We start from the raw sequence: 23,658 nt of genomic DNA on the forward strand, positions 1-23,658 counted from the left end.
TATGTAAAGGGGCGTGGTAAATTTGATAAAAGCAGTTATTATTAATGGCAGTAATTCGAGAAATTCACGCGTGACGGCTATTCATGATAAGGTGGAAAACCACTTAAAAGCACAAGGAATAGCGGTACACACAAATTATGTACATGAACTGCCAGCCGAGGACTTAATTACGGCTAATTTTGCAAGTGAGGCTATTATTTCAGAAAATAAACAAGTTGAAGAAGCAGATATTATCGTACTTTTGACGCCTATTTATAAAGCTTCGTATTCAGGAATACTAAAAACTTATTTGGATTTGCTGCCGCAAAAAGCATTACATGGAAAGATCATCTTACCAATTGCTGTAGGTGGCTCTATTGGACATTTACTCGCATTAGAGTATGCATTAAAACCAATTTTAGCTGTATTAGGAGCTACGACTATTGCACATTCTGTCTATATTGTTGATAAACAAATTATTCGGCTTGAAGATGGAAAGTTTGCCATCGAGGAAGAAGCTATCAACCGACTTGATGAAGAATTAAAACAATTACAGCAAATTGTATTAGTAAACTGAAAGATCCATTTAAGTATGAAGTTAGCACATCATCATAACGTTTTCCATTCCGACTAGGCGCTTTCCTGCGAAGCGACAGCAACAAATGTTTTCTGTGCGAAAGCGAAGCGACAGCAACAAATGTTTTCTGTGCGAAAGCGGAGCGACAGCAACAAATGTTTTCTGTGCGAAAGCGGAGCGACAGCAACAAATGTTTTCTGTGCGAAAGCGGAGCGACAGCAACAAATGTTTTTGTGATTTTAAGTATATCTTTGCCGTATTGGCAGGGATATACTTAATTTTATTTTAGGCAAGGATATACTAAATTACTTATTAAATAATCGGTTATCTTAGATACGAACGATAGATGTATAACTTTTTTTAACAGCTGTACCTTAACCAATACATTTCCCCCTATTTCTTTGGCTTATTGCATAAGACACTCTTCCATCTTCTAGTGCCATGTTTTAATCTAATAAGATAGTAATTATCGTAAAATTTGGTACAGCTCATTAAGACTTTGTATTTCATAAGTCGGGACAATTCCAGTATGATTCGGTTTCTTTGCAGAATTAAGCCAACATGTATCTAATCCTGCTAACTGTCCTCCTTTAATATCCGCACTTAAGGAATCACCGATAATTAATCCTTTCTCCACAGAAAAATTAGAAATTCGTGCAAAAACATAATCGAAGTATTCCTTCATTGGCTTTTGATAACCCGTGTCTTCAGAAACAAAAATATCCTTAAAGAATGAATGTAATCCCGAATTACGCAGGCGTTTATCTTGCGTTTTGGAAACACCGTTTGTAACAATATATAAATCATATTCGCTTTGGAGATCTTGTATTAGTTCAAAGGCTCCATGAATAAGCTGATCTCCTTCTTCTAAATAACTACGATAATTCTGTTCAAACAAAGACCCATCAACTTCTTGGCCGTACTTCTCAAATAAAATTGAAAATCGAGTATTCACTACCTCATCTCGGTCTATTTTTCCTTCTTCAAAGGATTTCCACAGGCCTTGATTTATTGTTTTATAATGTGCTGTAATTTCATTAGTTAAAGGGATTTTTTGTTCCTCAAAGAGTAAATGTAACGCCGTTCTCTCAGCTGCTTTAAAATCTAATAATGTATCGTCTACATCAAATAGTAATGTTTGATATTTCTTCATGTTGCTTCTCTCCCTTTCCTCTATAAAAATATGCTTTTTCTTTTGTTCTCAAATAAATCGTATCACTTCTTCTTGTACAAAGAATAGGAGATATCTCATACTAAATGAGAGGTGAAAAAAAGAAAATCGAAAAAAACTGAGATGAAATTTACAATTATGTACAGCATTTCAACTTTTAAACGTTCTCTTCTTTTGATATTTTTTCATATACAGAAGTTCATTCTTTAAACGATGGAAAAGAATTACCATATCTTTATTACCTCAGCAAAAATATATATGAAAAAACTCCCCTAAAAACCTTGGGAAGTTTGGAAGACAGATTCAATGACGTAAATTATAAATAATTAAAGAAAATTTATCTGTATTGATTGACCTTACCCTCACAGGAACCTTTATATTTAAAGTATTACACAACAGGAGGCGATTGTTATGCTTTCAATTGGTGAGTTCTCTAAAATATCATATCTCTCTGAAAACGCTTCACCACTATGATGAAATTGGTCTTCTAAAGCCTGTTTGCACAGACTCTACAAGCGGATATCGTTACTATAATATTTCACAATTGGAAACAGCATTTTGATTACACGCTTAACTTAGCGTGAAGTTTGTACGGATTATTAATGTTTGAATTTATTCAATTTTTTTTAACGACTACGTTAAGGTCGATGAAGTTTCTCGCCGCACGCATAAGCAGCTCGACTTCTTGAGCATTAATGGCGGGGGCAAGAGCCGGTAAGGAGTGAAGAAAAATGAGCATATATGTTTGGTTTAAATATATCCATATCATGGCTGCAATCATCATGGTTGGTACGACGATAACCAATGGTCTTGCCAAAATGTTATCGGATCGCACCGGAAATGTACATCGAATCGCTTCAGCCATGACGTTCACCATGTATTTTAATAAAATTCTCATGTTTCCATCTTTAGTTGTTTTAGCGATTAGCGGCATCGGGTTAACCGCCATCCTTCATCGTTCTTTGTTAGAAGGGTGGATTTTCCAATCCGTGATCATGCTTATGGCTTTGTTCGCACTATTTGGGATTGGTTTGTGGTACGAGCGCCGGTTGCACCGCATCGCCTTGCATTCGGAAGAAAACAAGTGGCGCGAGATGCCAGACGATTATTGGAAATGGAGCAAAATATCGATCCCGATCGGCTTTTTGGCCATGACGGTCATTTTGCTTGCGTTATACTTGATGGTCGGGCAGAGAAGCCTTTTTTAATTTTTTTGTAGGGGAGGTTTCCATCGTGTTTTTCTAATTTATACCTATTTGGTGAAGTACAAAATAGCGCATTATAGGATATAACCTCCTATAACGCGCTATTTTTAATTAACTTCAGGTTCTTCTTTTTTCTCAATCGGTGTTGAAGAGAGATATAAGAAAGCCTCATCTTGCAATAGCAATAATTTTTCTTCACAAACACCGTGCGCTAATGGTCCAGAAAAAATAGACTCCCACCAAGTTCCTGTTGTTGTTGTCATTCATCTACGCCCCCATTTCAATTTTTCAATATGTAGTTGTAAATTTCCCGAAATCACAAAACCGTCTACAGTTCTAATTTATTCTTTACATATCCCCCATTTAAGAAAGAGGAATTTTGGTTGTCAATGTTGTATCGTATAGACAAAGATAGTTTGTTTCGAAATGAAAAAACTATGTATGCCATTTTAAAAAAAGGGGTGCTTTTATGATGAATTTTACGACGCAAGATGTAGAAAATATGATTACAGAGCAACGTCAATTTTATTTTTCTCGAGCGACGAAGAGTACAAAATTTCGAAAAGAGCAATTACTAAAACTGAAGAAAACGATTTTAAAATATGAAAAAGAAATTTTGAATGCTCTGTATTTAGATTTACGAAAGAGTGAGTTTGAGGCATATGCAACAGAAATTGGCATTGTTTTAGATAGTATTTCTTATATGGTAAAGCATATTGAAGAATGGATGAAACCTGAAGCGGTAAAAACACCGATTCAATACCAGATGGGAAAAAGCTTTATTGTCAGAGAGCCATATGGCGTAACATTAATCATTGGTCCATTCAATTATCCATTCCAACTTGTTATGGAGCCATTAATCGGTGCAATTGTGGGTGGTAATACGGCTATTGTAAAACCATCAGAAACATCTGTGCATACAGCAGCAATCGTTAAAAAAATAATTGAAGAAACATTTAATCCTTCATACGTGCGTGTTGTGGAAGGCGAGAAAGAAGAAGTGACGGCACTTATTCATGCGTCCTTTGACTATATATTTTTTACAGGGAGTGTGGCAGTCGGAAAAGTTGTTGCAAAAGCAGCAGCGGAACGATTAACACCAATTGCCCTCGAACTTGGCGGGAAAAGTCCCGCAATTGTCGATCAAACAGCCAATTTAGAAGTAGCGGCGAAAAGAATTGCATGGGGTAAATTCACAAATACTGGACAAACTTGTGTGGCACCAGATTATGTCCTTGTCCATAAAGATGTCTATGACCGATTTATGAAAATATTGAAGGAAACAATTCGTTCCTTCTATGGTAAAAATGCAATAAAAAGCCCTGACTACGGCCGTATTGTCAGTCTAAGACAATTTGATCGTTTACAACAAATTATTGTAGAAGAACGTGATGCCATTACATTTGGTGGTAGAACAGATCGTGATGATTTGTATATGGAGCCTACCATTATTGAATATGTGAAATGGTCAAGTCCTTCGATGCAGGATGAACTATTTGGTCCGATTTTACCTGTGATGATGTATGATGATTTACCGATTGCCGTTCACCAAATTCGTCAGTTACCAAAGCCTTTAGCGGCGTATTTTTTCTCCGAGCATGAGAAAGCGATCCAGTACTTTTTAGAGGAATTACCATTTGGTGGCGGATGTATTAATGATACGATTACACATGTGGGAAATTTACATTTGCCATTTGGCGGTGTCGGGTCATCAGGGGTAAAAGCATATCACGGGAAGGCCAGTTTTGAAAACTTTACACATCCCAAATCAATATTAAAAAAATCTTCTAAGTTAGAGACGAATGTTCTCTTTCCCCCTTATAAACAAAAGGTTAAGCTTGTGCGAACTATAATGAAATAGTAAAAGGAGGTGTCGAATCCCTAAAGATTCTTGACACCTCCCTTTTTTAGGTATCGCTGAAACAGAGGAACTCAGGCTAAGACCTTCACATCCTATGAAAACACCTGACCAACATCGTGTTGTTGTTGCTGACGCTACGTTGCACTACGCTTTCGCACAGAAAATATTTGTTGGCCTAAAACCTCTGAACGCAATTATGCAGAGGCATAATTGATACAAGCTCTCCGAAATATATCTGCCAACATACATGAATCAATTCCGATTGTCGATAAATGTTGATTTTTAATAAGCCAAGTTATTTTGAGCGCTCAGATTAAATATTGGAGATGCCATTTATATAAGTTGATCTTCGTTCCGGCTAGGTGACTCCTTGGGGATCAGCAATAGAGGAACGAAGGCAAAAACCATCACATCCTGTGATACGGAAATCAACTCCACGTTATGGTGAGGAGGCAAATTTCGATGAAATATTAAAGATATATTAAAATGATAGCGTTTTCATCGAAAAAACGTCTTAACAAGCATTTTCTTTATGGGCGAATAAGTAGTAAAATGAATTCAATAGAATGTGGGGGTATTCATCTTGTCATTTCTTGTCGAATAAACAGCAAATGATGAAATGAATGTAGAGATTGATTGGAGGACTATGAAATGTATGCAGAGGAATTGTTGAATGCATTACCTTTGAAAAAAATAATTGGAGTGTTACCTGACCAAGTGAGTGATATAGTAATTGATTCACGAAGTGTGCAACCAAATAGTATGTTTGTTTGTATAAAAGGTTATACGGTAGATGGTCATAATTATGCACAGAAAGCTGTTGAAGGTGGCGCAACAATTGTTGTGACAGAACGACAGTTACCATTAGGAGAAACGATTGCGCAGGTCATTGTAAAAGATACGGATCGAGCAGTCGGCTTGTTAGCTGCAAAGTTTTTTGACTATCCATCAAAAGATATGACAATGATTGGCGTAACGGGAACAAATGGGAAAACATCGGTAACAGGTATTATTCAAAACATCATGCATGGTATGGGCGAGAAATCTGCACTATCAGGGACAATTGGCTTTAATTTAAATGGTATTTTATATGAATCAGCCAATACTACAAGCGATGCATTATCGACTCAACAAATGATTTTCCGTGCAAAAATGGAAGGCTGCCGATTAATGACTATGGAGGTGTCTTCACACGGTTTAGCACTTGGACGTCTAGCTGGCGTAGATTATGATGTAGCTATTTTTACAAATCTTACACATGATCATCTTGATTTCCATGGAACGATGGAGGAATATGGCCATGCGAAGGGCTTATTATTCTCTCAACTTGGACAAGACTTAGAAAAGAATAAATTTGTCGTGTTAAATGCCGATGATGCTTGGTCAGAGCGTTATGCAGCGATGACACCATTTCCAGTATGGACATATGGTTTGGAAAATGAAATAGCTGATTTCCGAGCTATTAACTGTGAGTATCATGATTTCATGACTTCTTTTGACGTTGAAATGCCAGAGGGAATATTTCATGTGAAAATGCATTTACTTGGGGAATTTAATATATACAATGTGCTTGCTGCTATGGTTGCTTTTTATGGTCGTGGTTATTCAATAGAATCAATTATTGAGCAAATTGAGCAATTACCACCAGTAAAGGGACGCATGGAGAAAGTTTGTTCAGATTTACCAGTGCAGATGTTTATTGATTATGCACATACACCTGATGCAATTGAAAAGGCGATTTCTTCAGCTCAACCATATAAAAAAGGCAAGCTTATTTTCTTAGTTGGCACAGGCGGCAATCGTGATAAATCGAAACGTCCAACAATGGCAGAAAAGGCATCAGCCGCTGATTACGTTATATTAACGACAGATGACCCGCGCTATGAAGAATACGATAGTATTACTGGTGATCTTGCCAAAGGGATGTTACACGAAAATTATGCATGTATAGGAGACCGTGCTGAGGCTGTGCGCCATGCGATTGAGATTGCTGAACCAGGAGATATAATTATTTTTGCTGGTAAAGGCCATGAAGATTATCAAATTATTGAGAATACTAAATATCCACATAGTGATGCGGATATTGCAATAGAAGCTGGCCATTTAAAATTTGTATAATAGATGATCTCCAATAAGGATGTTAGAGCGTACGATAGTGTGAACGTAATGCATGCAATCATGCGATAAGTTCACCATACTTAGAAACCCCTTTTAGTAATAAGGGGTTTTCTTTTTGGGTTAACATGAAGGTGAAAGTCTAATGATTATCATCGGAATGTTTGAGGGAGCTATCTGCATTGGGCCTCGCCAAGTATTCAATCGAAACCTCTTTTTTGGGGAATTCATGTAAAAAGGTTGTAAGAAAGGCAAGTCTTCTTTTATTATTAGTAAGTATGAAAAAAGGAGAATGACGAGATGAATTCAAATTTAGAAAAAGATATATTATCACGTCGAACTTTTGCCATTATCAGTCACCCTGATGCTGGGAAAACGACGATTACAGAAAAGCTTTTACTATTTGGTGGTGCGATTCGTGATGCCGGTACGGTAAAAGGGAAGAAAACAGGTAAGTTTGCAACATCTGACTGGATGGAGATTGAAAAGCAACGTGGGATTTCTGTAACTTCTTCAGTTATGCAATTCGATTATAATGGATCACGTGTCAATATTTTGGATACACCAGGACACCAAGATTTCTCGGAGGATACGTATCGTACATTAATGGCGGTGGATAGTGCTGTCATGGTCGTGGATGCTGCCAAAGGTATTGAAGCACAAACTTTAAAGCTGTTCAAAGTTTGTAAAATGCGTGGTATTCCGATTTTTACGTTTATCAATAAACTTGACCGTCAAGGGAAGGAGCCACTTGAGCTGATTGAAGAGCTTGAGGAGGTACTAGGCATTAACGCTTACCCAATGAACTGGCCAATTGGTATGGGTAAAGAGTTTCTAGGTATTTATGATCGTTATAATAAACGTATCGAGCAATTCCGTTCTGATGAAGCGGAACGTTTCTTGCCAATTGATGAAAATGGGGAACTTGCAGTCGAGCATCCGATGAAGGTGACTTCTTATTATTCACAAGCAATGGACGATGTTATGTTGCTTAACGAAGCGGGTAATGAGTACTCGGAAGAAAAAATTCGTCGTGGTGAATTAACACCTGTTTTCTTTGGTTCTGCTTTAACAAATTTCGGTGTACAAACATTCCTTGAAACATATTTACAATTTGCACCGACACCACAGCCTCGCATTACTGAGAATGAACTATTTATTGATCCAGTTGAGCATGAGGAGTTTTCAGGCTTCATTTTCAAAATTCAAGCGAATATGAACCCTGCACACCGAGATCGTATTGCCTTTGTGCGTATCGTATCAGGTAAATTTGAACGTGGCATGAACATGACTTTATCTCGTACAGGTAAATCATTCAAAGTGACACAATCTACACAATTCCTTGCGGATGACCGGGAAACAGTAGATGAAGCAGTAGCTGGTGATATTATCGGTTTATATGACACAGGTACTTATCAGATTGGCGACACAGTCGTAGGTGGTAAAAAGACATTCCAATTTGAAAAATTGCCACAGTTCACTCCGGAGTTATTTGTTCGTGTTACTGCGAAAAATGTTATGAAATCTAAGCAATTCCATAAAGGGATTTTACAATTAGTGCAAGAAGGCGCCATTCAATATTATAAAACATTGCATACAGAAGAAGTTATTCTTGGAGCAGTTGGTCAATTGCAATTTGAAGTTTTTGAGCATCGTATGAAAAATGAATATAATGTTGAAGTGAGAATGGAGCCAATTGGTTCGAAAATTGCAAGATGGATTGAAAACGAAGAGGATGTTAAAGAATCAATGTCTTCAGGTCGTTCAATGCTTGTAAAAGACCGTTTTGATAATTTTGTTTTCTTATTTGAAAATGAATTTGCTATGCGTTGGTTTGCTGATAAAAACGAAAACATTAAACTGTATAGCCTTTTATAATAAAAAACACGAATCGACATGTTGCGATTCGTGTTTTTTTACAAGGAAAATTGGAACTATATGTAGAATATATACAGTATTGGGGAATATAAGCCTCATCAGCATAACGTGGGTTGATTTCCGTTCCGACTGGGCGCTTTGTTGTTGCTGTCGCTACGCTTTCGCACAGATAAAACAATTGTTGCTGCCGCTACGCTTTCGCACAGATAAAACAATTGTTGCTGTCGCTACGCTTTCGCACAGATAAAACAATTGTTGCTGTCGCTACGCTTTCGCACAGATAAAACAATTGTTGCTGTCGCTACGCTTTCGCACAGAGCAAAGCTTCCTGGGGGCATCCGATGAGCCGCTTCACTCGCGTTCCTCTATTGCTAATCCCCGAGGAGTCGCCCAGTCTCCACTCCAATCAAACGCTTCACAAAGTATGTATCTCTGGTATGTCACTCTAATTTATAGTGATAAAACGTAACTTCGCCTATTGTTTTATGCAAACGTAAGCTAAGTGATATAAGTTATTGTAGTTGCATAGTAGGAACAGAAATCAACCTAAAGTTTTGAAGATGTGCTTAATTGCACCCCATTTTTTTGACACTTTTTTCGTGAACATCTTGGAAAATATGATACACTAAAAGCTATACTAAAACACAAAAGAGAGTTGAAAATACATGGCAACTGAGCAACCATTTTTACCAGTATTACTAGGATCAGATATGAATGCATATGGTATGGCACGTGCATTTTATGAGGCATATGGTATTAAACCACTTGTATTAGGACGTTCACATTTAACAGCAACGCAAGACAGCCATATCATAAATTTCGAAGAGATTGATCGCTTAAATGAACAGGATGTATTTGCACCTGCACTTGCAAAGGTCGCAAAAAAATATTCTGATAAAAAATTACTGTTGTTAGCGTGTGGAGATGATTATGCAAAGCTTATTATCAAAAATAAGCCAGCATTGCAGGAGCATTTTACAGTACCATACATTGATGAATCCCTTATGGATGAAATTTTATTAAAAGAAAATTTCTATAAAATGTGTGATAAGTACGATTTTAAATATCCAGGTACGACGACTGTGACAGCAAACAATTATGAAAACTTTACACCACCATTTGACTACCCAATTATTTTAAAGGCATCGAACTCGGTGGAATACTGGGCATGTAAATTCCCAGGTAAGAAAAAAGTGTTCGTTGCACATGATGAAGCGGAAAAAACAGCAATTTTAAAAGCAATCTATAGCTCAACCTATCAGGATACAATGATTATTCAAGAATTCATCCCAGGTGACGATTCTTATATGCGTGTATTAAATGCATATGTAGGGAAAGACGGCAAAGTGAAGCTGATGTGTCTAGGAAATCCAATCTTGGAAGAGCATTCACCTGAGGGAATCGGTAGTTATGCAGCAATCGTTACAACATACGATAAAGAATTAATGGATCAAGTACGCTTTTTCTTAGAGGAGATCGGTTATACAGGCTTTGCTAACTTCGATATGAAATACGATATGCGCGACAAACAGTATAAGCTGTTTGAAATCAATTTGCGTAATGGCCGCTCAAGCTATTATGTTACAGCAAGTGGTCATAATTTAATGAAGTATGTAGCAGATGACCATATGTTAAATATTGAACAGGAAGTAACTTATGTTCAGGATAAGCATTTATGGATGGTTATTCCTAAAGGTGTATTATTCAAATATGCGTCAAATGAAAAGCTTAAACTAGAAGCGAAAAAATTAATTCGTGAAGGGAAATATACAAACTCTCTTTACTTTAACCAAGATATGAATGCAAAACGTTGGGTGAAGCTAACGTTAAATAATTTAAATTATTATCGAAAATATAAAAAGTACTTCAACAATAAAGGATTGACTGAGTAAAACAAAGAAGCCATCTCAAATAACTGAGATGGCTTCTTTTGTAGGGTTCTATAATTTTTGTTCGTGTATTGTTGAGTAACGTTATACTTCTGTGAGTTCTACTACAACACCTGAGCGAGCGTCAGCAGCAAATTCAAATGTTTGCATTTCACCCTCGTGTAAACGAGAGATCCCTCCACGGTATACAGGAATAGTCATAATGCCGTTTGAGAAATTGTCTGTTTTCATAAAAATCCAAGAACCGTCAATCGGTGAATCCTTTTTAAATTCCTTTTTTATGTTTTCAAGTACTTGTCCTGCAGGTACATACGGAGAAACCTTTTCACTTGCTTCTTTAACAATGACTGCGGCAGCAAGGCCAGTAGCAACACCAATTAAAAAATCACGTAATTTCATGCTTTTTTCCTCCTTTTTCTATAGCTTTATTTTAACATAGCATACAGAGTGAATGCACGTTCACACGTTAGCACTTTTTAGGAAATGTATCAATATTGCGAATTTGGGATTTAATTTCGCTTGGCGTAATTGTTACTGCCGCTACGTTTTCGTACAGAAATCATTTGTTACTGCCGATTCACTTTTGCACAGATAAATACTTCAGCAAATTTGAGATACCCTTTGAAGATGAACTACACGCGCATTTATCCCGCTATTCATTGGGAAATGGGAGTCTTCCGCTGAAAATAGATATATATGTTACAATGGACAAGGAAGAATATTCTACTTCGTGGGGAGAGAGTCAACATGAATGAGGAAACATTACAATTATTTAAAACATTAACGGAATTACCAGGTGCGCCGGGTAATGAACATGCAGTACGTGCATTCATGCGGTCTGAGTTGGAAAAGTACTCGGATGAGATCGTTCAGGATAATTTAGGGGGTATTTTCGGTGTGAAGCGGAGTGAAGTTGCTGATGCACCAAAAGTGTTGGTTGCTGGTCATATGGATGAAGTGGCATTCATGGTTACTTCTATTACCGATAACGGGATGATCCGCTTTCAAACATTAGGTGGTTGGTGGAATCAGGTAATGCTAGCGCAACGCGTTGAGGTATTTACCAAAAATGGCGCGATTCCAGGTGTGATTTCATCAATACCCCCACATTTATTAACCGATGCTGAACGTTCTAAACCGATGGATATTAAAAATATGCTTATAGATGTTGGTGCAGACAATAAAGAAGATGCTATTGCACTTGGTGTTCGTCCAGGTCAATCAATTATCCCTGTCTGCCCATTTACACCAATGGCCAATCCGAAGAAAATTATGGCCAAAGCTTGGGATAACCGCTATGGCTGTGGATTGGCAATTGAATTGATGAAAGAAGTTAAGGATGAAAAGCTAGCCTCACATTTATATTCAGGTGCGAATGTTATGGAGGAAGTTGGTTTGCGAGGTGCTCAAGTGTCCGCAAATATGATTAAACCAGATTTATTCTTCGCTCTAGATGCTTCACCTGCAAATGATATGTCAGGAGAAAAAAATCAATTTGGTCAGCTTGGAAAAGGCACATTATTACGTATTCTTGACCGTACGATGGTTACACATAGAGGCATGCGTGAATTCATCTTAGATACTGCGGAAACGAATAATATCCCTTATCAATATTTTGTATCACAAGGTGGTACGGATGCAGGACGTGTGCACACGGCAAATGACGGTGTTCCTAGTGCAGTAATTGGTGTTTGCTCACGCTATATTCATACGTCTGCGTCAATTATTCATATTGATGACTATGCAGCTGCAAAAGCTTTAATTGTGGAACTAGTGAAGAAAGCAGATCGTTCGACATTAGCAACGATTCGCGCTAATGTGTAAAGTAATTCCACAGAAATTAAAAGATGCCTTTAGGGGCATCTTTTTCTATGCGAAGAAAGAGGGATTAAGAAAATGAACATAACTATTGGTACAAAAAACAAAGCAAAAACAGAGGCAGTTGAAGTTATAGCTAGAAAATATTTTGATAAACCAAATTTCACCTACGTTAAGGCTGCTTCACAAGTATCTGATCAACCAATGACTCATGAAGAAACACGATTGGGAGCAATTAACCGTTCGCAAAACGCAATCAAAGAGACGGGTGCGCAATTATCATTTGGATTAGAGGGTGGAGTGACTGAAATTGATGGTGTAATGTACGTTTGTAACTGGGGAGCACTTACAGTATCAAATGGCAAAACTTATACAGCTGCTGGCGCACAAATTATATTACCAGAAGAAATTGCCCAGGAAATAAGAGCTGGGAAGGAACTTGGGCCAGTAATGGAGCACTATACACAACGCCGAGATATCCGACAAGGTGCGGGAGCTGTAGGTGTTTTCACACAAGGGTTAGTAAGTCGACAGATGATGTTCGAGCATATAGTCTCGCTTCTTATTGGCCAATATTTATTCACATTAGCACATGACTAGTGTCTTTTGATTAGTGATACTGGAATAGTAAAGGATAGTAAAGTTGCAACTTTAAAATAATTTTTTTAAAATAGATAATTGGATAGTTTTGAACAGAGCGGTTCACAAATATGTGAGCCGTTTTCTCTTCATTTGGCATATAGTAAGCTACAATAGAGGAACCCGGTTTATAAACGTCACGTCCGGTGACATTATTTTCGCGAAAGTGATCAATACACTGAAACTAAATTAATTTAGAAGAAAGGGTGTGAACTAGGTGAAACAAATTAAATCAGAACAACTTGTGTCCCTATTAAAACAACAATTGAATGAGGAAAAGTTTGAGTTTGAATTTGACAAAAAGCACGATAAATTACGTCTAAACCATAAAAAGATTGGTAAAGGGATGGAGCTTTCTCTACCAGGTATTTTAGCCAAATATAATGACAAGCAAGGGGCTGCGATCGATGAAGTCGTTTATACAATCGAGCAAACCTTTAATGCGATGGAGCAAGAAATGGAACAAGGATTCCAAACTACTACGCAAATTTATCCAGTTATTCGTGCGACATCCTACCCTCAAGCCTCGAAGGAGGGACATGCATTCATCACAACTGAACATACAGCCGAAACACGTATTTTTTATGCGCTTGATTTAGGAAAAACCTATCGTTTTATTGATGAATCCATGTTAGAGGCACTACAATTAACAGTAGAGAAAGTTCGTGAAATGGCACGATTCTCCGTAAAGCAGCTACCAACAGTTTATAAGAAAGATGAAGTTTCAGGAAATGTTTTCTATTTTGTTAATGCTAATGATGGCTACGATGCAAGTCGTATTTTAAATGAAAGCTTTTTGAAAGAAATGCAGACTAAAATTGAGGGCGACATGACGTTATCTGTGCCACACCAGGATGTATTAATAGTAGGTGATATTCGTAATGAAACAGGGTATGATGTATTAGCACAGATGACAATGCATTTCTTTACTGTCGGTACCGTACCGATTACGTCATTATCTTTTATTTATGAAGATGGGGAGCTAGAACCGATCTTTATATTAGCAAAAAACAGAGTTAAAAAGGAGCAAGAGAAAAAATGAATGTATTTTACAACAAAGAGCATGTAGGAGATGTACTGCTAGTACAATTAGCGACGGAATCAATCGTGAAAACAAAGGTAGAACGTGCGGGTGATATCGCTATTTTAAAGGAAGCACAAACAGGAGAAATTAAAGCATTTAATTTATTTAATGCCAGCAACTATATACAAACTGAAGCACAAGGTCTAGTTGAAGTTACTCCAGAATTAGTAGCACAGCTAGAGGCAGCTATTGCAAAAAATGGAGCTGAAATCAGCTTAGATGTAGATTTTTCCCCAAAATTTGTTATAGGCTATGTAGAAACAAAGGACAAGCATCCGAATGCTGATAAACTAAGCATTTGTTCTGTAAACGTAGGTGACGAAACATTACAAATTGTATGTGGCGCACCAAATGTGGAAGCAGGTCAAAAGGTTGTCGTAGCAAAAATCGGTGCAGTAATGCCTTCTGGAATGCTTATTAAAGAAGGTAATTTGCGAGGTGTTGAATCATACGGTATGCTATGTTCAGCACGCGAATTAGCAATTCCAAATGCACCTTCTGAAAAAGGAATTTTAGTATTACCAGAAGATGCGAAAACTGGTAGTGCGTTCGAAGCACCAACTAAATAAAGTCTCCGGAACACGGTTTAACTTTGCGAAAGCGAAGCAATAGCCCAATTAATATCAAGACCAAATTGGTTATATGTACTTAAAATCGTTATGCTACTAATATGCTAGTAACATAACGATTTTTTTGTCTAGAATGAGCCTCTAAATACAAGTTTCTATTACATTTTTATGGTATGCTTTTTGTTATAGACATTTAACTTCTTTCAGCAATTATTTTCTGTACCGAAAGCGAAGCGACAGCAACACGGTTTTAACTGTGCGAAAGCGAAGCGACAGCAACAATTATGCCGAGGCATAATTGATTTAGTTAATGCTATAAATGAAGTGTAAGAGAAATGAGTGAAACAATGTGAATTGGTTAAAAAAACAAATGGATAAATTTTTAAATAAAGATGACAATGATTACGAATATGAAGAGTTTTATGATGACTATGAAGAAGAACAATCTGAGCAACTAAACTCATTTAAAGAAACAACAGCAGCAAAGCAAAAAACTTTTCGTTTTCCGTTAATTGAGGATGAGGAATTTTCAGCTCCACCATCAACACCATCATCAAAAGAAGCATTTAATCAAATGGACGATGCATACTCGTCCGGACAAATTGAAGATTTATCGCTACCGAGGCACTTAAATAATCATATTGTGGATTCGAGTGTTTATGATATTGAGGTTTCAGGTATTCGAGATCTATTAGCAAATCGAACGAAGAGAACAGGTAGAACGACGATTACGCGAAGTCAGCCTGAACCGGAAAATCGTTCGAAAGCAAGTCTTGTTTTTCGAGATGCACAAAATGAATTACCGACTTCGCCTAAAGATACGAATTATCTATCAGAAAAAACAGATGAAAGTGATTTACCTGCTAATCGCAAACGTTTTGTACCAAGTGATGTTCCGTCACCAGTCTATGGTTTTACTAAGCCAAGCCCAATTGAACAATTATTAGAGAAGCGAAAGGAAGAGCACGACAAAAAAGAGTTAGAAATACCTACAGCATCTAAGTCTATAAAAGAAGCGACAACAAATGAGGCTATTGAAAATATACTAGAAGAAAAAGAGCCTATTAGCGCAGATCAAAAAGATGGACCTGAACAGTTAGAAATCCCTGAAACAATTGAAAAACCTGCAAAGCAACCGATTACTTTTGATGATAAATTATCAGACGAAACCAATCATCCAAATGATAATACGACGACGGAATTACCTGTTCCACTAACAACTTCTTTTGCCGTAGAATTTGAAGACCAAGTGAAAGAAGCTGTTCAGCATGAGCTGAATATTGAACAACTTCCTGTTGATCAATCCGAAATTCATGTAAAAGAAGTAGTCGTAGAACAATTACAAATCGAAAATTCTACTATCCACATTGGTGAAGTGACAGTAGTCCAGCCATCAATGAATGAAGATATTGAGCAAGAGATATTGCAAGAACAATCATTAGAAGAGCAATCTGTAGGAAAGAAAGAAAAAAGTGGCGGGGTACCATTCAATGTTTTAATGCTAAAAACGGATAAAGAGAAATGGAGAATTCGACAGCAATTAAAAAATACGAAGCCGACCCCAACAATTGTTGAAAAGGATCAAGAAGAACAAGAGCCTTCTTCTGAGCCGATTCATTTAGAGAAAGAACATCAATTGGTGCCATCCAATAAAGAACAAATCCAACGATCCATACATTTAGAGATTAGTGAGTTAGAGATGGATGATACAACAACACTACAATCGACGGAGGAAGACGAGGTTTCTATTCAAAATACTGCTCCATTCAATACTGCAACAGAGAGTGTATCAGTCATTACAATGGCACCAGTATCATCAATGTCGAGCGTTTCGACATTAGAAAAGACTGTGATTGATGTTGAGAGCTCCGACGAAATTTCAGCAACAACCGAAACGGAAATGGAAACAACTGCTGAAAAGGAAGTAGCGGTAACAACCGAAACGGAAGTGGAAACAGCTGCTGAGAAGGAAGTAGAAGTAACTACCGAACCGGAAATGGAAATAACTGCTGAGAAGGAAGTAGCGGTAACAACCGAAACGGAAATAGAAATAACTGTTGAACAGGAGTTTCCTATCGAAAAAGTAGTGATTCCCGAGGAGAATTATATTGATCTAGAAGAGTATCTAGAGCAACCTTCCATATCAGATGAAACATTAGTGGAAAATCAAGTAATGGAAATACCTCCAAAACCTGTTCATGTGTATCAAAAGCCAGAGGATGAGTTTTTAGAGCCACCTGAGGAAAAAACACAGGATACTGAGTGGATGGAGCAACAGGGAGATACGTTGGTCGAAGCTTTGTCTTATTTCCAAGTCTCAGCTCAAATAGAATCCATTATGCAAGGACCTGCCGTGACACAATTTGAAATAACAGTGAGTCATGGTACGAAGGTTAGTAAAATCCGCAATCTATCAGATGATTTGAAGCTTGCGTTGGCAGCGAAAGATATCCGCATCCAAGCTCCGATTCCTGGGAAGAGCTCAATTGGCATTGAGATACCGAACCGTGTATCTCGCGCTGTTCGATTATCAGAAGTGACAAATAGTGCTTCTTTCCTTGAGTCAGATTCACCGTTAGAAGCAGCATTGGGTCTGGATTTAACAGGGAAGCCTGTAACCATTGATTTACGAAAAATGCCGCATGGCTTAATTGCCGGAGCTACAGGTTCTGGTAAATCAGTTTGTATCAATTCAATTTTGGTTAGTTTATTATATAAAGCTGCACCACATGAATTAAAACTAATGCTTATCGATCCTAAAATGGTAGAATTAGCACCGTTTAATCATATTCCTCATTTAGTTAGCCCAGTCATCACAGATGTTAAAGCTGCTACAGCTGCACTGAAATGGGCAGTGGAGGAAATGGAACGTCGTTATCAGTTGTTTGCTCATGCGGGTGCACGTGATATTACACGTTATAATGCAATTGCGGATAAAAATAATGAACATAGCTTAAAATTACCGTATATTCTAATTGTCATTGATGAATTGGCAGATTTAATGATGATGTCTCCTACAGATGTAGAGGAGGCAATTTGTCGTATTGCGCAAAAGGCACGTGCTTGTGGTATCCATTTAATTGTTGCAACTCAAAGACCGTCTGTTGACGTTATTACAGGGCTTATTAAATCAAATATTCCTACACGTATTGCTTTTGCGGTATCTTCACAAATCGATTCACGTACAATTTTAGATGCGCAAGGTGCAGAAAGATTGCTTGGACGAGGCGATATGTTATATTTAGGTAATGGTATGTCTGCTCCGGTGCGTTTGCAGGGGACATTTGTGACAGATGATGAAATTGAAGCGATTATTGAGCATGTTCGTGAGCAAGGAGAGCCTGATTATATATTCGATCAAGAGGAACTTTTAAAGAAGACTGAGGTTTCTGCTGAGCAAGATGAACTGTTTGAGGATGTATGTCGATTTGTCTATGAGCAGGGAGGAGCTTCTACTTCCTTAATTCAGCGCAAATATCATATTGGCTATAATCGTGCTGCACGGTTAATCGATATGTTGGAATCGCATGGCTTTGTGTCTGAGGCAAGAGGCAGTAAACCACGAGAAAGTTATATTACAGAAGAAGATTTAATTGCTATGTTTGAATAAGAATTGTATTGTTTTCGTATAGATTATCTTAATTACGTCGAAATTAGTTTTTTTAGAAAAGTTACACATTTATCCTTATGCATAAATAGTGCTATAATAGACAAGATGTGTTGATTAGTACGTATTTTTTAGCACTTCCAAAGGTATTAATACCTAATAATTAGTGAGAAAATACGGTACACCTAATAGATGATAGAAGGGATATTGAATTCCCGGGGGGTTTAATTAATGACAGTTTTTCATTTCACAGGCATTAAAGGTTCTGGCATGAGTTCACTTGCACAAATCTTATTTGATGCTGGTGAACAAGTACAGGGCTCAGATATTGATAAATATTTTTTCACGGAACAGCCGTTACGTGAGCGTAATATTTCAATTTTTACATTTAATGCAGATAATATTAAAGAAGGTATGACAGTTATTGCAGGGAACGCATTTCCTGATGATCATCCCGAATTAGAGCGTGCACGTGAAATTGGTGTAGAAGTTATTCGCTACCATAAATTTTTAGGTGAATATATCGGTAATTATACGTCGATTGCTATTACGGGTGCACATGGTAAAACATCTACGACAGGCTTAATGGCTCATGTTGTAGGAGGTTATAAACCAACTTCTTATTTAATCGGTGATGGAACAGGCGCTGGGCATGAAAATGCTGACTTCTTTGTGATGGAAGCATGTGAATACCGTCGACACTTTTTAGCTTACAATCCCGATTACGCAGTAATGACTAATATTGATTTTGACCATCCTGACTATTTTGCAAACATAGAGGATGTTTATTCAGCCTTTCAATCATTAGCATTACAGGTTAAAAAAGCCATTATTGCTTGCGGTGATGATGAACATCTACAACGTATTCAAGCAAAGGTACCAGTTGTTTATTATGGATTTGGGGCTGAAAATGATTTTGAGGCTCGTAATGTTGAAAAAACAACAAAGGGTACAAAGTTTGATGTATTTGTCCGTAATGAATTTTATAGTACATTCTTTATCCCATTGTTTGGTGATCATGCGGTATTAAATACTTTAGCTGTTATTACACTTTGCCAATATGAAGGTATTTCACCAGACATCGTTCAAGAACGTTTAAACACATATAAAGGTGTGAAAAGACGTTTTACAGAAACGGATATTGGGAATAATGTTTTAATAGATGACTATGCACACCATCCAACTGAAATCCGTGCAACGGTTCAATCGGCACGACAAAAATTTCCAGATCGTGAGCTAGTAGCTATTTTCCAACCACATACATTTACACGTACACAAGCTTTTTTACAGGATTTCGCAGATAGTCTAAGTCTTGCAGATACAGCATACTTATGTGATATTTTTGGCTCTGCAAGGGAAACACAAGGCGCACTTTCAATCCAAGATTTAGCGTCTTTAATTGAAGGCAGTGCAGTGATTACCACTGAAGGAATCGATGTGTTAACAAAGCATAAAGGCGCAGTATTTTTATTTATGGGCGCTGGCGATGTTCACAAATTCCAAGATGCTTTTGAAGACGTGCTAAAGAACAACGAAACAGCTTAGTCCGCAAGGAATAAGCTGTTTTTTCTCAAAAATGAGAAGGAATTCAGTTTTTTTTGTCGAAGATAAGGATAGGATTAGTAAAGAGAATTTTTACTTGCAGGAGGTCTAGTTATGGAAATTATTTTGTATATTGCGGCAATCATCGCAGCAATCGGTTTTTTAATTTTATGTGTGAGCGTAGGAATGACATTATTTTCGCTCAAATCAATCCTTAACAGTTTAGCAGGAACATTATCGGGTATAGAAGGACAGATGGAAGGTATTACACGTGAAACGACTTCCTTACTGTCCAAAACAAATAGCTTGGCAGAGGATATTCAAGAAAAATCTGAACAGTTAAATTCTGTTGTTCATGCAGTCAAAGGAATTGGCGACTCTGTGAATGGTTTAAATACATCTGTACAGCAAATTACTTCTTCAATTTCTACAAGTGTGGAACAAAATGAAGAAAAAATTGCACAGGTTGTTCAGTGGAGCAATGTCGCAATCGGCATTGCTGATAAGTGGAAAAAACGTAAAATTACCGATCAGGCCAATGAGGTGATTCAAGATGATGTTTATCCTTTTGAATCTGAGAAAACGGAAAAATCAAAAAGAAAATGGGGCCGTAAAAAATAATTATTATTCGGTAGACGTTAATGTCAGCTGAATAAAAATAAAGTCTTAGGCATAAGTTGAAGAATGCATCCGCGAAGGCAGATGGACAACCAGTCTAGGCAAATTAGATAATAAGATGGGGAGGAATTGTTGCATGACAACTCAAAAGCCAAATTTTAATGAAGTGAAGGAACAACAACTTGAAAGTTCATTGCCGCAGCTTTATCATCCGCAAGAATCAATTTATGAAGAGGAGCGAGTGAACATGAAGGATTTCGTTATTGGCGCATTAGTTGGCGGTATAGTAGGTGCAGCTGCCGGCTTATTACTAGCTCCAAAATCAGGAAAAGATTTACTTAGCGATGTAGCAGTACAAGCTGTTAACCTAAAAGATAAGAGTGCAGATTTCTCGACAACTGCAAAAGATAAAACGGTTCAATTATCTAAACAAATTCAAGAACAATCTACACAATTAGTGGAGAAAGTAAAAACGTTAAAATCAGCAAAGGCACCAACTGTTTTTGACGATGGTACTGTTTCTTTTGAGGGTGAAGAGCCACTGGAGGATTTCATTCCTAGTGAAGAACCTAAGGCAGAGGATGCTGATGAAAAAAAGGAACAAGCTGAAGAAAAAAGTGAAGAAGTTCGCGCATAATAGATAAAAGGGATACGATACATCTTATCAACGATGTATCGTATCCCTTTTTTATTGTTAAGGAAACTATGGATTTTTTGCCTGTGGATAAACTAGGGCAAAGTCGTCGTCTAGGCTAAAACGCTACATCTCGAGGTCGCTTCGATCCCTCGGGCAAAAGTGGTGGAGCGTTTACTTTTGCTTCGGGCTCTCCAGCGCTTGTCGGATGTAAACGAGCGCTTTAGCGCATTTGTTCAGATATAGGTGCTTTTTCTAGTAAAATTTCTAGTTTATCCCCGCCGAAAATCTCCATATCGAAGCTTGCCGGTTGACCATTTCGTAAAATCGTGAAATTACCTTTAAATGTAGTAGGCAGTTGCCAATTGGAGAAGCGGAACACATCCTGGTAGATCCAACGACTTCGGTCTTTCTCTTTAAATGAAATACTGGCTCTATTTGGAACGGTTGAAAGAGGTGTTACCACTACTTGATTAACGAGAACTTCGTTAGCCATCTTTTTTAGCTCTACTACCTCGTTTTGAAAGTGTATGATAATTTTATCCTCAAGTAAAACACTCATTTGGTCAGCAATCTGTTGAACGATAGGGTATGTTTGTTGCTGAAATGTAAGTACATCACCATCTTGTACAGCATATGACATTTTAGATGGTTTACCATTCATCATTAAATGAGCTGAAAACTCTGGTAAATAAAGTGGCTTTCCGTCCACTTGAATATAAAATGACTCAAATTGTTTTAATAACTCCCAATTATTAGTGAGCTTAAATACATCCTCGACTGTTTCAGCTATTTCAAACATCACAACATCTCGATCATTTAATACACTTTCGAGTGATACTGGGGAACCATTAACCGTTATTTGTGGTTCGATGACATATTTTGTATGTTGAATTGTAACGGTTTTAATGGCAGCATCATCTACAATATCTCTTACCGTAGCAGTAGCTGGCTGGCCGTCTTGACCTTCAATTAACTGGATGGCATCGCCTGATTTAATCATCGTTTTAGTGGATGCCTGATGACCATTCACTAAAATTTCTGCCGGTTGACCGTGACCACCAGGAATGAAAATATCTTGTCCATTTACATTCAATGATAATCCATGTCCTGGTTTTCCATATAACTGTTTGGCTCGAATATTGGCTGCTAAAAATGCATCAGCGACAGTCATTTCCTTTAATTCAAAAAGGCGAACTACTTGTTCATTGACAGTTAAACTCATATATTGAATAGGCATTTTTTTTGCTGCAATGGCAATACCGATTGGAGTCACCAATTCAGGAGATGCTTTAATGTGATCTTCCTTCGTTAAGTTTTGAATGGCATCAATCCCTCGAACGGCAATGCGGTTGGCAGGTAAATTTAGTACTAGTCCAAGTTCAGTTGTAAGTTTGGGTGTTAAGCTACCTCCACCAACAAGCATTACCGCCTTAGGAGCTGACTGATTATTAAGACGTAATATTTCTTCTCCAATGGCTTTTGCCAGTTGCTTGACAGCAGGATCGATTGCTTGAAGAACTTCTTCTTTCGGATAATATTGATCAAAGCCTAAAATATCCTGAATTAATATTTCTTCTTCTGTTTGCAGTTGACGCTTCGCTTCTTCGGCAACTGGGAAGTCGAGTAAATAGTGGTCACTTAATGCCTCTGTTATTTCATCACCAGCTGTTGGTACCATGCCATATGCGACAACAGTACTTTTATCGGTAATGGCAATATCGGAAGTACCAGCGCCAATATCAACAAGCGCCACATTTAAACGACGCATTGTTGGGGGGATAAGCACATTAATAGCTGCAATAGGTTCTAATGTTAGTGCCTCCATCTCTAAATCCGCGCGTTTAAGAGCCGCAATAAGCGATTCTACGACAACTCGTGGCAAGAATGTAGCAATAACTTCAATTTGTGCTTCATCGCCTTGCTGATCGAGTAGGCTACCAATTTCTTCTCCATCTAAACGATAGTATAGAACTGAATAACCAACACAATAATAGTGGCTTATTTTAGCATCTTCTTTGTGTTGAAGGAGTTGTTGCTGTGCCTGTTGAACAGCTTGTAGTTCTAAACGACTTATATCTTCTTCTGTAAAGATAGGCCGATTACGAATATTGATTGTCACACTTGCTTGTTCTGTTTTCAATGAGCGACCAGCGGCAGCGACACTCACTTTTGTTAAAGGACCATGCTTCTCTTCAAGTTCATGTTTAATTTCATTGATTAAATCTGCCACATACATGACATTATGTATTTGACCATCTACCATGGCGCGTTCTTTATGTTCTTTTACTAAGATGTCTTCCACGTGAAAGCGGTCTTTATCTTCTGCTAATATAATTCCTACTACAGAACGTGTACCGATATCAAGTGCAAATAATTTTGAACTCAATGTACTCGCTTCCTTTCTCGTAATTTGTATGTTAATATTATTATATAATTTAGCGAGTTGAAGCGCTAAATTAAAAATGCGTG

General features: G+C 37.5%; 20 protein-coding genes. 16 read left to right on the plus strand and 4 right to left on the minus strand.

What is annotated here, in order from left to right; translation table 11 throughout:
• Window positions 1-22 precede the first annotated feature (22 nt).
• Together ssuE and ACFCYJ_RS05170 are read left to right on the plus strand one after the other, a co-directional pair.
• Complete coding sequence (gene ssuE, locus ACFCYJ_RS05165) at window positions 23-556, plus strand: NADPH-dependent FMN reductase (protein WP_376071547.1); 534 nt, start codon at window positions 23-25, stop codon at window positions 554-556.
• Between the two features lie 94 nt (window positions 557-650).
• Window positions 651-845, plus strand: a complete 195-nt coding sequence (locus tag ACFCYJ_RS05170; RefSeq protein WP_376071549.1) for a hypothetical protein — start codon at window positions 651-653, stop codon at window positions 843-845.
• A 177-nt stretch (window positions 846-1,022) separates the two neighbouring features.
• Here the strand turns inward: ACFCYJ_RS05170 and ACFCYJ_RS05175 are convergent, their stop codons facing one another.
• On the minus strand, window positions 1,023-1,709 hold the full coding sequence (locus ACFCYJ_RS05175; protein WP_376071552.1) for a YjjG family noncanonical pyrimidine nucleotidase: 687 nt from the start codon (window positions 1,707-1,709) through the stop codon (window positions 1,023-1,025).
• Between the two features lie 442 nt (window positions 1,710-2,151).
• On the opposite strand from ACFCYJ_RS05175, the gene ACFCYJ_RS05180 reads away from it, so the two are divergent.
• Together ACFCYJ_RS05180 and ACFCYJ_RS05185 are read left to right on the plus strand one after the other, a co-directional pair.
• Window positions 2,152-2,289 carry a MerR family DNA-binding transcriptional regulator gene (locus tag ACFCYJ_RS05180; protein ID WP_376071555.1) on the plus strand — a complete coding sequence of 46 codons (138 nt, stop codon included), beginning with the start codon at window positions 2,152-2,154 and terminating at the stop codon, window positions 2,287-2,289.
• Between the two features lie 169 nt (window positions 2,290-2,458).
• Window positions 2,459-2,935 carry a DUF2269 family protein gene (locus ACFCYJ_RS05185; RefSeq protein WP_376071557.1) on the plus strand — a complete coding sequence of 159 codons (477 nt, stop codon included), beginning with the start codon at window positions 2,459-2,461 and terminating at the stop codon, window positions 2,933-2,935.
• 104 nt (window positions 2,936-3,039) lie between these two features.
• Here the strand turns inward: ACFCYJ_RS05185 and ACFCYJ_RS05190 are convergent, their stop codons facing one another.
• Window positions 3,040-3,195 carry a hypothetical protein gene (locus ACFCYJ_RS05190; protein WP_376071560.1) on the minus strand — a complete coding sequence of 52 codons (156 nt, stop codon included), beginning with the start codon at window positions 3,193-3,195 and terminating at the stop codon, window positions 3,040-3,042.
• A gap of 209 nt (window positions 3,196-3,404) precedes the next feature.
• Here ACFCYJ_RS05190 and ACFCYJ_RS05195 point away from each other — a divergent pair, with 209 nt between their 5' ends.
• The 4 genes from ACFCYJ_RS05195 to ACFCYJ_RS05210 all read left to right on the plus strand — a co-directional run bounded on the left by ACFCYJ_RS05195 (window position 3,405) and on the right by ACFCYJ_RS05210 (window position 10,678).
• Complete coding sequence (locus tag ACFCYJ_RS05195; RefSeq protein WP_376071676.1) at window positions 3,405-4,793, plus strand: aldehyde dehydrogenase; 1,389 nt, start codon at window positions 3,405-3,407, stop codon at window positions 4,791-4,793.
• Window positions 4,794-5,444: 651 nt separating this feature from the next.
• Window positions 5,445-6,911 carry a UDP-N-acetylmuramoyl-L-alanyl-D-glutamate--2,6-diaminopimelate ligase gene (locus ACFCYJ_RS05200; RefSeq protein ID WP_376071679.1) on the plus strand — a complete coding sequence of 489 codons (1,467 nt, stop codon included), beginning with the start codon at window positions 5,445-5,447 and terminating at the stop codon, window positions 6,909-6,911.
• A gap of 297 nt (window positions 6,912-7,208) precedes the next feature.
• Window positions 7,209-8,786 carry a peptide chain release factor 3 gene (locus ACFCYJ_RS05205; protein WP_376071563.1) on the plus strand — a complete coding sequence of 526 codons (1,578 nt, stop codon included), beginning with the start codon at window positions 7,209-7,211 and terminating at the stop codon, window positions 8,784-8,786.
• A 665-nt stretch (window positions 8,787-9,451) separates the two neighbouring features.
• Entirely contained in the window at window positions 9,452-10,678 is a 1,227-nt protein-coding gene (locus ACFCYJ_RS05210) for a carboxylate--amine ligase (protein ID WP_376071566.1), read from the plus strand.
• An 81-nt stretch (window positions 10,679-10,759) separates the two neighbouring features.
• Here the strand turns inward: ACFCYJ_RS05210 and ACFCYJ_RS05215 are convergent, their stop codons facing one another.
• Entirely contained in the window at window positions 10,760-11,074 is a 315-nt protein-coding gene (locus tag ACFCYJ_RS05215; RefSeq protein ID WP_376071568.1) for a hypothetical protein, read from the minus strand.
• Window positions 11,075-11,422: 348 nt separating this feature from the next.
• Here ACFCYJ_RS05215 and ACFCYJ_RS05220 point away from each other — a divergent pair, with 348 nt between their 5' ends.
• The 8 genes from ACFCYJ_RS05220 (at window position 11,423) to ACFCYJ_RS05255 (ending at window position 21,189) form a co-directional block, all read left to right on the plus strand.
• A complete protein-coding gene (locus ACFCYJ_RS05220) occupies window positions 11,423-12,499 on the plus strand; it encodes a M42 family metallopeptidase (protein WP_370045081.1) in 1,077 nt (358 codons plus the stop codon).
• 72 nt (window positions 12,500-12,571) lie between these two features.
• Window positions 12,572-13,093, plus strand: a complete 522-nt coding sequence (locus ACFCYJ_RS05225) for a DUF84 family protein (RefSeq protein ID WP_376071572.1) — start codon at window positions 12,572-12,574, stop codon at window positions 13,091-13,093.
• Between the two features lie 256 nt (window positions 13,094-13,349).
• On the plus strand, window positions 13,350-14,174 hold the full coding sequence (locus tag ACFCYJ_RS05230) for a DUF1444 domain-containing protein (RefSeq protein WP_376071575.1): 825 nt from the start codon (window positions 13,350-13,352) through the stop codon (window positions 14,172-14,174).
• The gene (gene ytpR, locus ACFCYJ_RS05235; protein WP_376071578.1) at window positions 14,171-14,785 is read left to right on the plus strand and encodes a YtpR family tRNA-binding protein; all 615 of its coding nucleotides are present in this window, start codon (window positions 14,171-14,173) and stop codon (window positions 14,783-14,785) included. The genes ACFCYJ_RS05230 and ytpR overlap by 4 nt, the downstream gene beginning before the upstream one ends.
• 349 nt (window positions 14,786-15,134) lie before the next feature.
• The gene (locus ACFCYJ_RS05240; protein WP_376071581.1) at window positions 15,135-18,395 is read left to right on the plus strand and encodes a DNA translocase FtsK; all 3,261 of its coding nucleotides are present in this window, start codon (window positions 15,135-15,137) and stop codon (window positions 18,393-18,395) included.
• 228 nt (window positions 18,396-18,623) lie between these two features.
• Window positions 18,624-19,937: a UDP-N-acetylmuramate--L-alanine ligase gene (murC, locus tag ACFCYJ_RS05245; RefSeq protein ID WP_376071584.1), complete on the plus strand. Its 1,314-nt coding sequence runs from the start codon at window positions 18,624-18,626 to the stop codon at window positions 19,935-19,937.
• Between the two features lie 111 nt (window positions 19,938-20,048).
• Window positions 20,049-20,555 (plus strand): DUF948 domain-containing protein, encoded by a 507-nt coding sequence (locus ACFCYJ_RS05250; RefSeq protein ID WP_376071587.1) that lies wholly within the window; start codon window positions 20,049-20,051, stop codon window positions 20,553-20,555.
• Between the two features lie 133 nt (window positions 20,556-20,688).
• Window positions 20,689-21,189: a YtxH domain-containing protein gene (locus tag ACFCYJ_RS05255; RefSeq protein WP_376071590.1), complete on the plus strand. Its 501-nt coding sequence runs from the start codon at window positions 20,689-20,691 to the stop codon at window positions 21,187-21,189.
• Between the two features lie 220 nt (window positions 21,190-21,409).
• Here the strand turns inward: ACFCYJ_RS05255 and ACFCYJ_RS05260 are convergent, their stop codons facing one another.
• Window positions 21,410-23,575, minus strand: a complete 2,166-nt coding sequence (locus ACFCYJ_RS05260) for a cell division FtsA domain-containing protein (protein ID WP_376071593.1) — start codon at window positions 23,573-23,575, stop codon at window positions 21,410-21,412.
• Between the last annotated feature and the right edge of the window lie 83 nt (window positions 23,576-23,658).

Source organism: Lysinibacillus sp. NPDC056232, from assembly GCF_042267565.1.
Taxonomy (GTDB): domain Bacteria; phylum Bacillota; class Bacilli; order Bacillales_A; family Planococcaceae; genus Lysinibacillus.